Annotated in this window: 11 protein-coding genes and 1 pseudogene; 3 read left to right on the forward strand and 9 right to left on the reverse strand. The window is 40.6% G+C overall.

Translation table 11 applies throughout. The annotated features are described in order from the left end of the window. Nucleotides 1-291 precede the first annotated feature (291 nt). The gene (locus F984_RS17835; protein ID WP_004711149.1) at nucleotides 292-1,221 is read right to left on the reverse strand and encodes a hypothetical protein; all 930 of its coding nucleotides are present in this window, start codon (nucleotides 1,219-1,221) and stop codon (nucleotides 292-294) included. A gap of 450 nt (nucleotides 1,222-1,671) precedes the next feature. Between F984_RS17835 and F984_RS17840 the strand changes: the two genes are divergently transcribed. Continuing rightward, nucleotides 1,672-3,462 (forward strand): retron Ec67 family RNA-directed DNA polymerase/endonuclease, encoded by a 1,791-nt coding sequence (locus F984_RS17840; RefSeq protein ID WP_004711154.1) that lies wholly within the window; start codon nucleotides 1,672-1,674, stop codon nucleotides 3,460-3,462. Between the two features lie 59 nt (nucleotides 3,463-3,521). Here the strand turns inward: F984_RS17840 and acnD are convergent, their stop codons facing one another. From acnD to F984_RS17860, 4 genes are all read right to left on the reverse strand, one after another. Then, nucleotides 3,522-6,128 carry a Fe/S-dependent 2-methylisocitrate dehydratase AcnD gene (gene acnD / locus F984_RS17845; protein WP_004711156.1) on the reverse strand — a complete coding sequence of 869 codons (2,607 nt, stop codon included), beginning with the start codon at nucleotides 6,126-6,128 and terminating at the stop codon, nucleotides 3,522-3,524. Further along, entirely contained in the window at nucleotides 6,128-7,285 is a 1,158-nt protein-coding gene (prpC, locus tag F984_RS17850) for a bifunctional 2-methylcitrate synthase/citrate synthase (RefSeq protein WP_004711157.1), read from the reverse strand. The genes acnD and prpC overlap by 1 nt, the downstream gene beginning before the upstream one ends. Before the next feature lie 269 nt (nucleotides 7,286-7,554). Beyond that, complete coding sequence (gene prpB / locus F984_RS17855; protein WP_002050520.1) at nucleotides 7,555-8,439, reverse strand: methylisocitrate lyase; 885 nt, start codon at nucleotides 8,437-8,439, stop codon at nucleotides 7,555-7,557. Then, complete coding sequence (locus tag F984_RS17860; RefSeq protein WP_001153625.1) at nucleotides 8,432-9,142, reverse strand: GntR family transcriptional regulator; 711 nt, start codon at nucleotides 9,140-9,142, stop codon at nucleotides 8,432-8,434. The genes prpB and F984_RS17860 overlap by 8 nt, the downstream gene beginning before the upstream one ends. A 45-nt stretch (nucleotides 9,143-9,187) precedes the next feature. Here F984_RS17860 and F984_RS22640 point away from each other — a divergent pair. After that, a pseudogene (locus F984_RS22640) lies at nucleotides 9,188-9,321 on the forward strand (hypothetical protein). Nucleotides 9,322-9,656: 335 nt separating this feature from the next. Beyond that, complete coding sequence (locus F984_RS17865; RefSeq protein ID WP_000486244.1) at nucleotides 9,657-10,871, forward strand: amino acid aminotransferase; 1,215 nt, start codon at nucleotides 9,657-9,659, stop codon at nucleotides 10,869-10,871. Nucleotides 10,872-10,919: 48 nt separating this feature from the next. Here F984_RS17865 and dld read toward each other — a convergent pair whose 3' ends face one another. The 4 genes from dld to lldP form a co-directional block, all read right to left on the reverse strand. Next, nucleotides 10,920-12,626 carry a D-lactate dehydrogenase gene (gene dld / locus F984_RS17870; RefSeq protein ID WP_004711160.1) on the reverse strand — a complete coding sequence of 569 codons (1,707 nt, stop codon included), beginning with the start codon at nucleotides 12,624-12,626 and terminating at the stop codon, nucleotides 10,920-10,922. Nucleotides 12,627-13,077: 451 nt separating this feature from the next. Then, nucleotides 13,078-14,223: an FMN-dependent L-lactate dehydrogenase LldD gene (gene lldD, locus F984_RS17875; RefSeq protein WP_004711161.1), complete on the reverse strand. Its 1,146-nt coding sequence runs from the start codon at nucleotides 14,221-14,223 to the stop codon at nucleotides 13,078-13,080. Continuing rightward, on the reverse strand, nucleotides 14,220-14,972 hold the full coding sequence (gene lldR / locus F984_RS17880; protein ID WP_004711163.1) for a transcriptional regulator LldR: 753 nt from the start codon (nucleotides 14,970-14,972) through the stop codon (nucleotides 14,220-14,222). The genes lldD and lldR overlap by 4 nt, the downstream gene beginning before the upstream one ends. Before the next feature lie 19 nt (nucleotides 14,973-14,991). Next, complete coding sequence (lldP, locus tag F984_RS17885) at nucleotides 14,992-16,659, reverse strand: L-lactate permease (protein ID WP_171066107.1); 1,668 nt, start codon at nucleotides 16,657-16,659, stop codon at nucleotides 14,992-14,994. Nucleotides 16,660-16,716: the final 57 nt, after the last annotated feature.

Here is a 16,716-nt window from a genome sequence, read left to right on the forward strand (position 1 = left end):
TAACCCAGTTAGAGTGATTGTCAATTGTCCATTTCGCCCGATGATGATGGCATAAATGCAAAAAATGTTATTTGTACGATTTATCTTACACAGATTTAGGGATTTAGCGGATTGGCTGTCCTCTGCTTTTTTTCTAATATGGACTCATACAGGAACAGGATGTTCCGGAACATAAAACAACAATAATAGGTTCATGCATCAGGATCGTGAGATACGACAGGAGTCATATCTAGCAACCAAATACGAAAAAGCCCGACAGGATGTCGGGCTTTTTTTATTGATCTAAGATAATTACGGAACTTCGATTAAGTTAACTGTAAATAAATTTAGAATATCTTCTTTATCCATAAAGATTATTTGACTTCTCTTATTAGCATCAAGTTTATTTCCCAACCAATTTCGTGCTGCTTTAGTAATTTCTCCACCCGCAATGATATAAGCATGATCAACTAAAACTCTTTTATTTGTTTCAGGATCAAAAATCTCATGTCCTAACATCATTGTAGTTTGGTTGTAAATTTCAGCAATATTATGATTCCCTGCTTTAGTCATTCCAGAAGAGTCTAATTTTCCTTTCTTAACTTGTATCCCAAAATAAATAATATGCTGTGTTGGCAGTGTAAATTTCATCCAAATATCTTTGCCATATTCTAAAGCTTTGTCTTTGTGCCCAGCTACGGTAATCCTTTGAAAACCTAGTATTCTAAATAAGGGTAATAAAACTTTTTCAATCAATTCATCTTCTGAACATCTTTCTAGAAAGTTTACGAGTAATTCTCTTTTCTTTAACTCATCTTCTGTGAATGGTCTATGTGGATTTTCACTTGGTTTTATTAAACTATTAGTTCTAATATTTCTTACATATAAAATATTATCTCTTCCATAAAAAGCTTCGAATCCTTCTCGACTTAATGGTTTATTCAATTCAAGTAATGCATTTATTCTTTCAGGATCATCTTCTGTTGCATCAGACTTATACATTAATACCCTAAGCAGATTAATAAATTTCTCAGGTAAAGAGTCTTTTGCGCAAGGTTCTTCCAATAATTCCTTTAATCTTTCTGCTGTCCACCACCATCTTGTACTACCATCATGTACATAAGGTAAATCACACTCATTAAAAAACTCTGAAATATAAAAGCTACTTCTATAAGGGAAATATTGCTGGTCTCCCACAATACACTCTGCAATACCTCTCAAATTTCTATCTTTAAACCTCATAAAAGCCTCTGGCAAAACAAAGAAACCTACTCTAAACTAGGATGTTTTTTAAACAAAATCAATAAGTTTACCTTAAGAATTATGATAAGGTACACAATAACAAATATATCTATTAATTTTAACGTTATTGTATTTTAGCTTTGCATAGGCAAAAGCTTTTCTAAGGATGCTGGGATTTTTTTATTATCATTCACCCCATATATATTCTATAAAATATTTTCTTTTCTTATTTATCAATATAGATATTTTCAAATTTATATACATAAAGAATTGTTTCCATTTAAATTTTAAATTAATATTTTAATGTCCTTTGGGAAGATTTTTAGATTGCGTATCGCATTCTGTTTTGAAAATGTCAGTGGCTTATTGTCAAATTTGCCAACCAATTATTGGGCACCCTGCTAACCATGCTGTTGTGCGTTGACCATATGAGTTCCCAAGGGGCACCTTTTGAAATATTTAAAAGAGCTTAAATCTTGTCAAACACAAAAAGATTTAGCAAATTTATTAGGCTATTCAGAAAAGAATTTTACTCGCATCTTGTTTAGCCAAAATATTTCTTTGAGATATCAAAGTTTTGAAATTCCCAAAAAAAATGGCGATAAAAGGAAAATTCTTGCCCCTACTTCTGAACTTAAAGTATTACAAACTCGTTTGTCTATTCTGCTAAGTAATTGTTATGAGGAATTAGAGTTAAAAAGACTATCAACCTCTTCTTATATTAAATGTATTAGTTCACATGGATTCAGAAAAAAACTTATAGTAAATATTCCAGCATCAAAACAAAATCGAAAAATCATTGAATATAAAGAGATTAATTTTGGTATTTATAGTAATGCGAAACAACATACTGGCAAACGGCTCGTATTAAATATCGATCTAAAAGATTTTTTTGAAAGTATTACTTTTTCTAGAGTTGTTGGCTTTTTTACTAAAAATAAACTTTTCCTTTTACCTTTGGATATTGCAGTCTTAATTGCCCAAATTGTCACATACCGAACATCTACCTCACAAGAAGGTTTTTTACCTCAAGGTAGTCCTTGCTCACCCATAATTAGTAATCTAATCGGTAATATTCTTGATGTTAAAATGGTAAAATTAGCAAAAGAATATAAATTTACTTATACAAGATATGTTGATGATTTGACACTATCAACCAATTTACCTCAATTTTCTGAGGATATCATCGAATTTGATGGTGAAAAATGGGTTCTAGGTTCAGCCTTAAATCATACAATTAATAGCAGTAAATTTAAGATTAATCCTAAAAAAACAAGATTAACTGACAAATATAATAAACAAGAAGTAACAGGATTAACTATTAACAAAAAAGTAAATATTGATCGAACTTATTATCGTTATACAAGATCAATGGTTCAAAAATTCTGTGCTGAAGGTGAATTCTTTAAATCAAAAGTTCACATGGATAAACAAAAAATAAGCCGAGAAGCATTAAATGGTATTTTAAGTCACATCTACCAAATAAAAAATCAACAAGACATTAACTTTCCAAATTGCGCAAGAAACTTTAGTGAATTAAATAGTCTTGAAAAACTCTATGCCAAATTTCTCTTTCATCATTACTTTGTCCATCCACAGAGAATGTTAATAATTGGTGAAGGCTATACTGATCCTTTGCACTTTAAATTAGCTTGCCATAAACTTTATAAAGAATCTTTAAGTTTTCTTAAATTTTCTTCACTAGAGGGAACTAAGCGATTTTCTAAAATAACTGGTTACGGAGGCGGGACAGGATTACTTAAAATATTTCTTCAAAATTATAAACAATTTTACAAAGCTAGAAATATTTGTTTGAAACCATGCTTAATTATAGTTGATGGAGATTCTGATGGAGATGCCGTTATTTCAAAAGCTAGTGCTGAATTCAAAACCACTTTCAAAAAAATAAGTCATTCTTCTATGACCACAGCTGGACTATTAGATTGGTATCATATCTTTAATAATTTATATATTCTTCAATTACCTAAAAATAAAGTTATTGAAGATTTTTATGATCCTTTAATTCTAACAATACCGATAGGTTCTAAAACTTTTCACTCAGATGATAAGAAAAAAAATACTAAATTTGACTCTAAGATACATTATGGAAAAAAAGTTTTATTAGAAAAAATAATTTATGAACAACAGGATACTATTGATTTTTCAAAGTTTGATTTAATATTTAATACTATTTTTCATATACAATTCTATCATTATATTTATTGTAATATGGAAAGTTAAAACCCCATCATCAAGATAGGGCTTTTTTTGAACAACATCAATAATGTTTAACTAAAATATTAAGCCACTTGGCCTTCTAAAAAGTCTTGCGCAAAACGCTGTAATACACCACCCGCTTCATATACAGAAACTTCTTCTTCTGTATCTAAACGACACGTCACAGGTACTTCAAGAATCTCTTCTTTACCATCTGCTGTGGCACGTTCAATCACTAAAGTTAAAGTCGAACGCGGCGCAATATTACCAATCACGCTATAAAGCTCTGTACCATCTAGTTTTAGAGTCTTACGGTTTACACCCGGTTTAAACTCGAGTGGTAACACGCCCATACCCACCAAGTTAGTACGGTGAATACGCTCAAAACCTTCTGCCACAATCGCTTCAACACCTGCAAGGCGTACTCCTTTTGCAGCCCAGTCACGGCTTGAACCCTGACCGTAGTCAGCACCCGCGATAATGATTAACGGTTGCTTACGGTTCATGTAGGTTTCAATTGCTTCCCACATGCGCATCACTTCGCCTTCCGGCTCTACACGCGCTTTTGAACCTTGCTTAATGGTACCGTCTGAACGGCGAACCATTTCGTTATAGAGTTTCGGGTTTGCAAATGTTGCACGTTGTGCAGTCAAGTGGTCACCACGGTGCGTTGCGTATGAGTTGAAGTCTTCTTCTGGTACGCCCATTTTGTGAAGGTATTCACCCGCAGCCGAGTCCATCAAAATCGCGTTTGAAGGCGACAAGTGGTCGGTGGTGATGTTGTCGCCCAAAATCGCAAGCGGACGCATGTTCGCCAAAGTACGTGGTGCAGCCAATGCCCCTTCCCAATATGGTGGACGGCGGATGTAAGTACTTTGCGGACGCCAGTCGTAAAGTGGGCTTTTCGCTTGTTCAACTTCGCCCAAGTCAAACATTGGAATGTAGACTTTACGGAACTGTTCAGGCTTCACGGCTTCTTTAACTAAGGCATCAATTTCAGCGTCAGATGGCCAAATGTCTTTGAGGTAAATCGGGTTACCTTCTTTGTCATGACCTAACGCATCTTTTTCGATGTCAAAACGGATCGTACCCGCAATTGCATATGCCACAACAAGTGGTGGAGATGCCAAGAATGCTTGTTTTGCATATGGATGGATACGGCCATCGAAGTTACGGTTACCAGAGAGTACTGCGGTTGCGTACAAGTCACGGTCAATAATTTCTTGCTGAATAGCTGAATCTAATGCACCAGACATACCGTTACACGTTGTACAAGCGTAAGCCACAATACCAAAACCAAGTTGTTCTAAGTCTTTTAGAACACCTGCTTCTTCAAGGTAAAGTGCAGCCGCTTTTGAACCTGGTGCAAATGATGATTTCACCCAAGGTTTACGAACCAAACCAAGCTCATTTGCTTTACGTGCCAACAAACCTGCCGCCACGGTGTTACGTGGGTTAGAAGTGTTGGTACATGAAGTAATTGCAGCAATAATGATTGCGCCATCAGGCATTAAGCCATCAGAACGGTTTTCAACAACACCTGCAATACCTTTTTCTTTTAGGTCCGCAGTTGATACACGTGCATGTGGGTTTGATGGACCCGCGATGTTACGTGTAACTGTCGATAGATCAAAACGTAGTACACGTGGGTATTCTGCTTTGGTCATTTCAGATGCCCAAAGGCCAATTTCTTTTGCGTACTGTTCAACCAATGCCACTTGAGCATCTTCACGACCTGTTAGACGTAAGTAGTCGATTGTGTTTTGGTCGATGTAGAACATCGCAGCCGTAGCGCCATATTCTGGTGTCATGTTCGAAATGGTTGCACGGTCACCCACAGACATACTGTCAGCGCCTTCACCAAAGAACTCAAGGTAAGCACCAACCACACGCTCTTTACGCAAGAACTCGGTTAAAGCAAGTACGATATCTGTTGCAGTAATGCCTGCCTGACGCTGACCAACCAACTCAACGCCAATAATGTCTGGTAGACGCATCCAAGATGCACGGCCTAACATTACGTTTTCAGCTTCTAAACCACCAACACCCACAGAAATTACGCCCAAAGCGTCGGTATGTGGTGTATGTGAGTCTGTACCTACGCATGTGTCTGGGAATGCTACGCCATCACGCGCCTGAATGACCGGAGACATTTTCTCTAAGTTAATCTGGTGCATAATGCCGTTCCCAGCAGGGATCACATCGACATTTTTAAATGCGGTTTTGGTCCACTCAATAAAGTGGAAACGGTCTTCGTTACGACGGTCTTCAACAGCACGGTTTTTTGCAAAAGCGTCTGGGTCAGCACCACCGTATTCCACTGCTAAAGAGTGGTCGACAATAAGCTGTGTTGGTACAACTGGGTTAACTTTAGATGGGTCACCACCCTTCTCAGCAATCGCATCACGCAAACCTGCAAGGTCAACCAATGCAGTTTGCCCCAAAATGTCATGACACACCACGCGTGCAGGATACCAAGGAAAGTCTAAGTCCTGACGACGTTCAATTAACTGTGTTAAATAAGCAGTTAAGTTCTCGGCATCGGCACGGCGTACCAATTGCTCTGCAAGTACTTTAGAGGTGTAAGGCAGTTTTTCGTATGCGCCTGGCTGAATATCTTCAACGGCTTGACGCACGTCGTAATATTCAAGCTGGGTACCTGCCAGCGGTTTACGGTATTTTGTGTTCATTAACCACGCTCCGCCAATGGTTTAAATTCGAGATTTTCAGGGCCTGTGTAGTTCGCGCTTGGACGAATAATTTTGCCATCTTGACGTTGTTCAATCACGTGTGCTGACCAACCTGCTGTACGAGCAATTACGAATAACGGTGTAAACATAGCAGTTGGAACACCCATTAAGTGATAGCTCACCGCACTGAACCAGTCGAGGTTCGGGAACATATTTTTCACTTCTTTCATCACTGCTTCTAAACGCTCAGCGATGAGGTACATTTTGGTGTTCTCTTGTGCTTGCGCTAAGTCATGCGCCACTTTCTTGATCACTTCGTTACGTGGGTCAGAAACTGTATATACAGGGTGACCAAATCCGATCACGACTTCTTTATTTTCAACACGTTTACGGATGTCAGCTTCTGCTTCATCTGGATTGTCATAACGTTGTTGAATCACGAATGCAACTTCGTTTGCACCGCCATGTTTAGGTCCGCGAAGTGCACCAATACCGCCTGTAATTGCCGAGTACATGTCAGAACCTGTACCTGCAACCACACGTGATGTAAATGTTGATGCGTTGAATTCGTGCTCAGCATACAAAATCAGAGAGGTATGCATTGCTTGAATCCATTCTTCAGATGGTTTTTCGCCATGCAGTAAATGTAAGAAATGCGCTGCAATTGAGTCGTCATCAGTTTCAACTTCAATACGACGACCGTTGTTGCTGAAGTGGTACCAATAAAGCAGCATTGAGCCTAAGCTTGCCATTAATTTGTCAGCAATGTCTTTTGCACCAGCTTCGTTGTGGTCTTCGTGTTCTGGCGTTAAGCAACCTAGCACTGAAACACCTGTACGCATTACATCCATTGGGTGAGCAGACGGTGGTAATTGTTCAAGTGCAGTTTTAAGTGCTGCTGGTAAGCCACGAAGCGCTTTTAATTTTGCTTTATATGCTTTGAGTTCAGCTTTGTTTGGTAATTTGCCATGTACGAGCAAGTGAGCAACTTCTTCAAACTGGCTACCCGCTGCAAGGTCAAGAATGTCATAGCCACGATAGTGCAAGTCGTTACCGCTACGTCCTACGGTACAAAGTGCTGTGTTGCCTGCAACTTGTCCACTAAGTGCAACTGATTTTTTTGGTTTGAAGCCTGTTGTTGTTTCATTTGAGCTCATAAGATTGTCCTTTCCTATCTATCTGAATTTATTTATTAAGCACGACGGAGTCGTACCATTTTCACTTCTTATTTCAGGATTAACCTTCGGTTCGACCTACTTTTGTTTTGGCAAAAGTAGGCAAAACCATTGTCATCTGCAAAACTCGTCCACAACCATCAAATATCCTATCTATCGCAGAACCAATTTTAAAAAATGTAGTCCTGTCTCAAACAGTTGCAGATGACGCCTCCGAGTATCAGATTCCAATTAATCAACTTTTTAATTTATTACTTCTTTTTAGCAAATGCGTTGTCTAAGTAGTCTTCAAACGCATAATAATTAATGCGTTCATATAACTCTTTACGCGTTTGCATAATATCAACCACGTTCTTTTGTGTACCTTCTTTACGTAAGGTTTCATACACAGTTTCAGCTGCCTTGTTCATGGCACGGAAAGCAGAAAGCGGATAAAGCGCAAGACTTACATCGGCAGATGCTAACTCTTCAGTAGTAAACAATGGTGTAGAACCAAACTCTGTGATATTTGCCAAAATTGGTGCGCCAGTCTTCTGAGCAAATTGCTTGTACATATCAAGCTCAGTAATTGCTTCAGGGAACAACATGTCTGCACCCGCTTCAATGTAAGCACCCGCACGGTCAATTGCCGCTTGTAAGCCTTCAACCGCTAACGCATCGGTACGCGCCATAATTACGAAGCTGTCATCACCACGCGCATCAACCGCTGCTTTAATACGGTCAACCATTTCTTCTTGAGTCACAATGGCTTTGTTCGGACGGTGACCACAACGTTTTGCGCCCACTTGGTCTTCAATGTGCATTGCCGCAGCACCAAACTTAATGAGTGCTTTTGTAGTACGGGCAATGTTAAATGCAGAAGCACCAAAGCCTGTGTCCGCATCGACCAATAATGGAAGATCACATACATCGGTAATACGACGTACGTCGGTCAACACATCATCAAGGTTACTGATTCCCAAATCAGGTAAGCCTAAAGAACCAGCTGCTACACCACCACCTGATAAGTAAATCGCTTTATAACCTGCACGTTTTGCCAAAAGTGCATGATTGGCATTGATGGTTCCAACCACTTGTAATGGCTTTTCTTGGGCTACGGCATCGCGAAATAGCTGACCTGCGGATTGTTTAGCCATTGTTATGTTCTCCTTGTGCTTGTAGCAGTGTTTGCTCAATAATTTTGTAAGAAGCATTGATATGTCGATGCATGAGCAGCTCGGCAAGTTCACCATCGCCTTCTGCAATTGCATCTAAAATACGGATATGTTCGTCCCAAGCTTTGCTCGGACGATCGGGTGTGTTTGAAAACTGAATTCGGTACATACGGATGAGGTGATAAAGCTCATCACATAGCATTTTTTCTAGGGTTTTATTGCCACTACTTTTGATAATGCAGTAGTGAAAATCGTCCTGCCCTTCTTGCAAGTAATATCCTTTACCTGCTTTAAAGTTTTCATCTTCGGCATGCATACGTAAGACATCACGTAGCGCCAAAATTTGCTTTTTATCAATATGCTGTGCGGCAAGTTTGCAAGCCAAACCTTCTAAAGATGCACGAATCTGGTAAAGCTCTTTGAACTGTTGCAGTGAGAGCGAAACCACGCGCGCGCCCACATGTGCAGTACGCTCAACCAAACGTTGCCCTTCAAGCCGATGAATCGCTTCACGCAATGGCCCACGGCTAATGCCATAAGTCCGTGCCAGCTCAGGCTCAGAAATTTTGCTACCTGCCGGAATTTGACCCAAAACAATCGCCGTTTGTATTTGCTTAAATACATGCTCGGTCAGTGTTCTTCCCTGACTTTGTAATGGCTCTGGTGCGAAGGTCAAATCTTGCATATTGTCGACAATTTTTAATCAATTATGAGTTTTATAGCGGGATGAATGAAAAAAATCAAGGTGATTGTTGACACTTTCAGAACGAAACAGGTCAATTTTTATCGCTAGTCCTGTTACCTCACCTTATATTTAAACCATTAAACCACTTGCCAATTAATATTTATAAAACAGTTAGTTAATATTAATTTACCTATAAATTTATGGCACTTTTTTAGTTGCTTTTCGGCCTCTAATCTTTTGTTTCAAACTTTAGTCTACAACCAATGTATTACAGCAAGATTGTAGACAATCTGCTTGAATGAAAGCATGAGTTAGAAATTAGTTTCTATTTACCGTAATTTCTTTTAAATCTTTTTATTATTTTCAGCCAGAAAATATCGATATTAGTGAAATTATCAGGTGCTTCACGGTAGCTTTATTGATACATTATTGAGCATCGACATAGTTGTGACGTATTTTTCGAGACAGAAAAAACCCAGCACTATGCATATTGTTGAATGAAAGGACTTTTTTGATGTTTCAACATATCCCACCATACGCAGGCGATCCAATTCTCTCTTTAATGGAACAGTTCAATGCTGATACTCGTTCTGAAAAAGTAAACTTGAGTATTGGTCTTTATTATAACGAAGACAGCATTGTTCCTCAGTTAGAGACCATTATCGAGGCGCAAAAGCGTATTGAGCCTAAGAACGGTAAAACCAAACTTTATTTGCCAATGGAAGGCTTCAAACCTTACCGTGAAGCAATTCAAGCACTTTTATTCGGTGCAAACAGCCCAGCAGTTAAAGCTGGCCGTGCTGTAACCATCCAAACACTTGGTGGTTCAGGTGCATTGAAAGTTGGTGCGGATTTCTTAAAAACTTATTTCCCAAATTCAGACGTTTGGGTGAGCCAACCAACTTGGGATAACCACGTTGCGATTTTCAATGGCGCTGGCATCAAAACTCATTTCTACCCATATTTCGATGCAGAAACGCGCGGTGTAGATTTTGATGGTATGCTTTCTACACTTAAAACTTTGCCTGAGCAAAGCATTGTGTTGTTGCACCCATGCTGCCATAACCCAACGGGTGCTGACTTAAACCCAGCGCAATGGGACCAAGTAATTGCAGTATTAAAAGATCGTAACCTTATTCCATTCCTAGACATCGCTTACCAAGGTTTTGGTGACGGTATGGAAGAAGATGCGTATGCAATCCGTGCTTTAGACCAAGCAGGTCTAAACTTCATTGTGAGCAACTCGTTCTCTAAAATCTTCTCTTTATATGGCGAGCGCGTTGGCGGCTTAACTTTCGTATGTGACGATGCAGAAGCTGCTCAATGCACATTCGGTCAGTTAAAAGCGACTGTACGCCGTATTTACTCTAGCCCTCCTACAACAGGTGCTTGGTTAGTTGATGAAGTGTTAAATGACGCTGAACTTAACCAACAATGGCAAGGCGAAGTGAAAGAGATGCGTGAGCGTATTATCAAAATGCGTAGCATCTTGAAAGACGAACTTACTAAAGCTTTACCAGACCGTGACTTTAGCTACCTTGTAAACCAAAAAGGTATGTTCAGCTACACAGGTCTAACTGCTGAGCAAGTGGATATCTTGCGTGAAGAATATGCAATCTACTTAGTACGTAGTGGTCGTATTTGTGTAGCAGGCTTAAACATGAAAAATGTTTATACTGTTGCTAAAGCAATGTCTGAAGTGCTTGCTAAATCAGTAGAAGCAGCATAAGGCATTTATTAAAAAAGGCGCTTCGGCGCCTTTTTTTATGTCTCGATATTAAGATTTAGCCTTACCCCAATATTTCAGTTTTGAGGTATGGCCAATACCCACATTAAAGCTATTGGTTGGGTCGAGCTTTTGATAGAAATTGGCTAATGCAGGTTTGGCAATGTAAAGGTGCCCAACATTATGCTCTGCGGGATATTCAGCACGACGCGCATCAAGTAATTTCCACATTTGATGTTCCATTTCTAAAGGGTCATTGCCCTTTTTAAGAATATAGTCCTGATGAAACACATGACAAAAGAAATGCCCATAATAGAGTTTATGGATGATTTTATTTTCCATCTCGGCTGGTAGTTGCTCTACCCACTCACGGTCATTACGACGTAGCGCAATATCAAGCGCGACAATATCTTCAACTTCACTACGGTGCGTATCACGATAACGAATTGCCGCCCCCGCAATCGCAAAGCGGTGCAAGAACGCCTTTCGACCTTCTTCTTCGCTACATACGAAATAGTGACCAGACTGATGCACTGCAAAATATTCTTTTAAAAACTGCTCGGTCTGTGCTTTTGAATTATTTTCGACACGTAAAACTAGATGGTGCTCATAACGATCTCGATATTCGGTCATACGCTTCGGCAAATGACTCGGTAAAAAGAAGGTTATCGCCTGTAAAATCTGGTCTGTTAAGCCTTTAATTTTAAATTTTTCTAAAAAGCCATCGACTTTATCTTTCATCGCAAAAGCTTTAGGAACATTGGCTGTACCAAACTTTTCAATAAATAAGAATGTGTCTTTTCCGTATTTTTCACCAATCAAGTAAGCATCACGGTGAATATATTCACCTGCAATTGGCAAGCTTGGCAGTGAGGTCAGTAAGTAACGACGAATAGCAGTTAAATCATCGGCATCATTACTACCAATATAAAAAACACAGCTCTCTACTTTTTCATAGGTATCAAGGCGTACAGCAAACACACAGACTTTACCTGCCGAACCCGAAGCCTCAAACAAACGTGACGGGTCTGCATTAAAACGAGCAGGCGTATCTTCATCGACCTGAGTCACATCATGCGCATAGCGATGATCCGATGCCTGTTTTTCACTGTCATCTAAAATATCTACAGCTTGGTACTGCTGCTTCTCTAAACGCGTCAAAATCTCTTCGGGAGTCGTACCTAAATTTACGCCTAAATGGTTCACCAGTTCTAATTGACCAGTGGCATTCACCTGAGCATATAACGCCAGTTCAGTATACGCGGGTCCACGGCGTACCAGTGCACCACCAGAGTTATTACACACCCCACCCAGTACTGAAGCCCCAATACACGATGAACCAATGACCGAATGCGGTTCTCGATTATAGCCTTTTAAAATTTGCTCTAAATTATCTAAGGTTGCACCCGGTAAACAAATGACTTGCTTGCCGTCATGGATGACTTGAATACCCTTTACTCGGCGTGTACTCATGACTAAAACAGGACGGTCATAGTCATCGCCATAAGGCGTTGAACCACCAGTGAGTCCTGTATTTGCTGCCTGCATAATGACAATACAATCTGCCTCAATTGCCGCCTGCAAAACCTGCCATTGCTCTAGCAAGGTTCCTGGCACCACTACAGCAAGCACTTTCCCCTCACCAAAACGACGACCTTGACGATACTGACGCGTGCTTTGGTCATCGGTCAAAACATAAGAACGCCCTACAATATTTTGTAAACGTTCGATCACTGCTTGAGGAGAAAGTGTTTGCATGATGGTTTCCTTTTGGTCATCCCTACCACATAGTTTTTTAAAAATCAGAAAAGCTCAAGGGAGTTTTTCCATTTAGAACTAATATTTAAAGTAGCTAATTCCATTACTTTTGTTTTGGCAAAAGTAATCAAAACCATTGTCACTTACAGAACCTATTCGCTGTATCCATTTTTCAATTTATATTGCAAAAACAAAACTTTGCTCATACCACGCAGGCTGTAAGTGACGCTTAGCACTAGCAGCTAATCTCTAGGTGTTAGATTTAATTCAAATTGGCTACGCGTTGGCGGCAGGGATGCCGCCGTTTCGATGCGGTAGCAAGGACGTACCGTCATCGAAACAAAGGTTTTTGGTTACTTTTAAAAAAAAGTAACGTCAATTAGCTACTTACATTGAACCTTTTCGGATAAGACTCCGTCGTGCCAATATCATCAAAGTTAATACGAAAATATTAGAGCTTCATCGCCTGTACTAAACAATCCGCATTAATATCCGAAATCGACTTAGCACCCGTGAGCGTCATCGCAACACGCATTTCTTTATCAATTAAATCAAGCAAGTTTGAAACCCCTTGCCCACCTGCTGCTGCCAAGGCATACACAAACGCACGGCCAAGTAAAACTGTATCAGCACCAAGCGCCAACATACGCACGACATCTAAACCATTACGAATGCCTGAGTCAGCCAAAATTGCTAAGTCACCTTTGACTGCATCAGCAATTGCAGGCAATGCACGAGCAGAAGACATCACGCCATCTAACTGACGACCACCGTGATTCGATACTACAATCCCATCTGCACCGAACCGCACAGCATCTTTGGCATCTTCAGGGTCTAAAATGCCTTTAATCACCATTGGACCATCCCAAAACTCACGGATCCACTCAAGATCTTTCCATGAAATTGATGGGTCAAAGTTCGAGCCTAACCAGCCAATATAGTCTTCAAGCCCAGTCGGTTTACCTAAATATTTAGAAATATTGCCCAAGTCGTGCGGGCGTCCCATTAAGCCCACATTCCATGACCAATGCGGATGAAATACTGACTGCATATAACGGCGCATCGCAGCATTTGGCCCACTCATACCCGAATGTGCATCACGGTAACGTGCACCCGGCACAGGCATATCTACGGTAAACACTAGTGTTGAACAACCCGCCGCTTTTGCACGCTCCAAAGCATTACGCATAAAACCACGGTCACGTAATACATAAAGCTGGAACCACATTGGGCGATTAATTGCAGGTGCAACTTCTTCAATCGGACATACCGAAACCGTTGAAAGCGTAAATGGAATGCCCTTTTTATCGGCAGCCATCGCGGCCTGCACTTCACCGCGGCGTGCATACATACCTGTTAAACCCACAGGCGCCAAAGCAACTGGCATCGACAGCGTTTCGTTAAACAGTTTTGTCTCTAAACTTAACGCTGACATGTCATTGAGCACACGTTGACGCAATGCAATTTCTGACAAATCTTGTACGTTACGCTTTAAGGTATATTCCGAATACGCTCCACCATCGATGTAATGAAATAAAAATGGAGGTAAGCGACGTTGTGCCGCAGCACGGTAATCATTGCCAGAAGATATAATCATTTTGAATCAACTCTATTTAAACGATTTGCACGTTTCTGGCGAGCTTCGTCTTCATCCAGAGAACGTACATGGTTAATCACAAATTCAATATGACCGCAGACAGCTTGGCGTGCGGCCTCGGGATCTTTACGATCAATAGCATCCATCACCTGAAAATGCTGCTCGCTCAGCAAGTCACCATTTACGGGGTCGTTATAAACTTTTTTACGCCCTAACAAAACGTTGTATTGCAGTAAATCAAACAGGCTTCGCATCATTTGAATCAGCACCACATTGTGAGAGGCTTCAGCAATTGCTAAGTGAAATTCTGCATCTGCCACCGCGGCCTGTGCCGAGTCACCTGCATTTTGATGGCGACTAATTTCATTAAAATAATGATGAATTTTGGCTCGATCTTCAGGCGTTGAACGTAATGCGGCATACCATGCCGTGCCACCTTCAAGTAATAACCGCGCCTCTTGCACATCAAAACGGTATAACGGATCTTCTTCAATCAAGTTACTAATTGGGTTCACAATCAGTTGCTGTGGCCACTGTTCAGGTAACTGCTGAATATAAGTCCCATCGCCACGGCGGCTAATCAGTACACCTTGACTATTGAGCTGTTGAATGGCTTCACGCAAAGACGGACGAGAAACTCCCAAGCTAGTTGCAAGCTGGCGTTCGGCAGGCAAACGGTCACCTTTTTTCATGTGACGCTCTTCAATTAATGCCTGCAATTTCATGACCACTTGATCGGAGATTCTCATCGCGTTTCCTTCACTGGAGTTATGGAATCATCCACGGAACCAGATAAGCCTGAACCGTAATAATGATGCCAACAAAGACAGTGAATATGATGCTATGTTTTACCGTGAAACGGAACAAGTCAGACTCTTTTCCAACTAAGCCTACTGCGGCACACGCAATAGCAATCGACTGCGGAGAAATCATCTTACCAGTCACACCACCGCTGGTATTGGCAGCAACCAATAACACTTCCGGAATACCAATTTGCTGTGCTGTAGTTGCCTGTAGTGCCGAGAACAAAGCATTTGAAGAGGTGTCTGAACCTGTAAGGAACACACCAAGCCAACCCAGAAATGGCGAGAAGAAAGTAAACGCATGCCCTGTATGTGCTAGAGCCAAAGCTAAAGTTGCAGATAAACCTGAATAGTTCGCGATAAAAGCAAATGCCAACACCATACCAATCGAGTAAATCGGTGTTTTCAACTCATTAAGTGTTTCACCAAAGGTTGTTACAGCCTCACTTGCTCTCATTTTTAAGAAAATAGCAGTGATGATTGCAGCAATAAAAATTGCAGTACCTGTTGCAGAAAACCAGTCAAACTTATAAATCGCTTCGTATGGTTTCATCTCTGCCACAATTGGCGGCATTTTTTCGACCAATTTATGCAAATACGGCACTTCAAGCTTAAAAATCCAGTGTTCAAGAGCACCGTCTTTTGCAAATAATGCTTTAAATGGCTTAATACTCCAGATCGTGACCATGACTGTTAAAATAGCAAATGGAGACCACGCCTTAGCAATTTTTCCAATGCTATAACGTTGAACTGTTGTAGGTTGCTGAGTCAAAGTCTGACCCGCTTCAGGTTCAAAACGGAAAATATGTTTTGGTTTCCACACACGGAATAACAAAGTCAGGCTGACCAATGAAGCAATTGCTGCGGTAATGTCTGGTAACTCAGGACCAATAAAGTTAGATGTAAGATATTGGGCAATCGCAAACGAACCACCACCGACCAACACCGCAGGCCAAGTTTCCTTTACGCCGCGCCAGCCATCCATAATCGCCATAATCCAGAACAGCACAATTAGCGTTAAGAATGGCAACTGACGACCTACCATCTGGCTAATTTCCATAGTGTCTACACCTGACACCTGCCCAGCCACAATAATTGGAATACCCATTGCACCGAACGCAACTGGTGCTGTATTTACGATCAAACATAAACCAGCAGCATAAAGTGGTTTAAAGCCTAAACCGACAAGTAGTGCAGCGGTAATTGCAACAGGAGCACCAAAGCCCGCCGCCCCCTCAAGGAAAGTACCAAATGCAAAACCAACCAGTAACATTTGCAGACGTTGGTCTTCGGTAATCGACAAAATACTTGAACGGATAACTTCAAACTGGCCTGTTTTTACCGAAATCTTGTATAGAAACACTGCCCCGATAATGATCCACGAAATTGGCCATAGACCATAGAAGAAACCATAGATAATGGATGCGAAGGCCATTTGACCCGGCATTTGATAGAAAAAGAGAGCAATCAATAATGCAATAATAACTGTGCCCGTACCCGCGATACTGCCTTTTAAACGAAAAACAGCCAATGCCAAAAAGAAGAAAATAATCGGGATTAACGCAACCGCACTGGACAGCCAAATATTATTTAAAGGGTCATAAAGTTGTTGCCACATATTGAGCATTGTCATCTCCTTGAAATGCCGGGGCGAATTTTTTTACCTTAAACTTTTAAACATTCAACACAA

This window comes from Acinetobacter nosocomialis NIPH 2119, assembly GCF_000368085.1.
Classification (GTDB): domain Bacteria; phylum Pseudomonadota; class Gammaproteobacteria; order Pseudomonadales; family Moraxellaceae; genus Acinetobacter; species Acinetobacter nosocomialis.

What these genes read in the sequence shown, in the direction of transcription:
- lldP (WP_171066107.1), bottom strand. Translation starts at nt 16,659, where the DNA reads ATGACAATGCTCAATATGTGGCAACAACTTTATGACCCTTTAAATAAT.
- dld (WP_004711160.1), bottom strand. Translation starts at nt 12,626, where the DNA reads ATGCAAACACTTTCTCCTCAAGCAGTGATCGAACGTTTACAAAATATT.
- acnD (WP_004711156.1), bottom strand. Translation starts at nt 6,128, where the DNA reads ATGAACACAAAATACCGTAAACCGCTGGCAGGTACCCAGCTTGAATAT.
- prpB (WP_002050520.1), bottom strand. Translation starts at nt 8,439, where the DNA reads ATGGCTAAACAATCCGCAGGTCAGCTATTTCGCGATGCCGTAGCCCAA.
- lldR (WP_004711163.1), bottom strand. Translation starts at nt 14,972, where the DNA reads ATGAGAATCTCCGATCAAGTGGTCATGAAATTGCAGGCATTAATTGAA.
- F984_RS17860 (WP_001153625.1), bottom strand. Translation starts at nt 9,142, where the DNA reads ATGCAAGATTTGACCTTCGCACCAGAGCCATTACAAAGTCAGGGAAGA.
- prpC (WP_004711157.1), bottom strand. Translation starts at nt 7,285, where the DNA reads ATGAGCTCAAATGAAACAACAACAGGCTTCAAACCAAAAAAATCAGTT.
- lldD (WP_004711161.1), bottom strand. Translation starts at nt 14,223, where the DNA reads ATGATTATATCTTCTGGCAATGATTACCGTGCTGCGGCACAACGTCGC.
- F984_RS17865 (WP_000486244.1), top strand. Translation starts at nt 9,657, where the DNA reads ATGTTTCAACATATCCCACCATACGCAGGCGATCCAATTCTCTCTTTA.
- F984_RS17835 (WP_004711149.1), bottom strand. Translation starts at nt 1,221, where the DNA reads ATGAGGTTTAAAGATAGAAATTTGAGAGGTATTGCAGAGTGTATTGTG.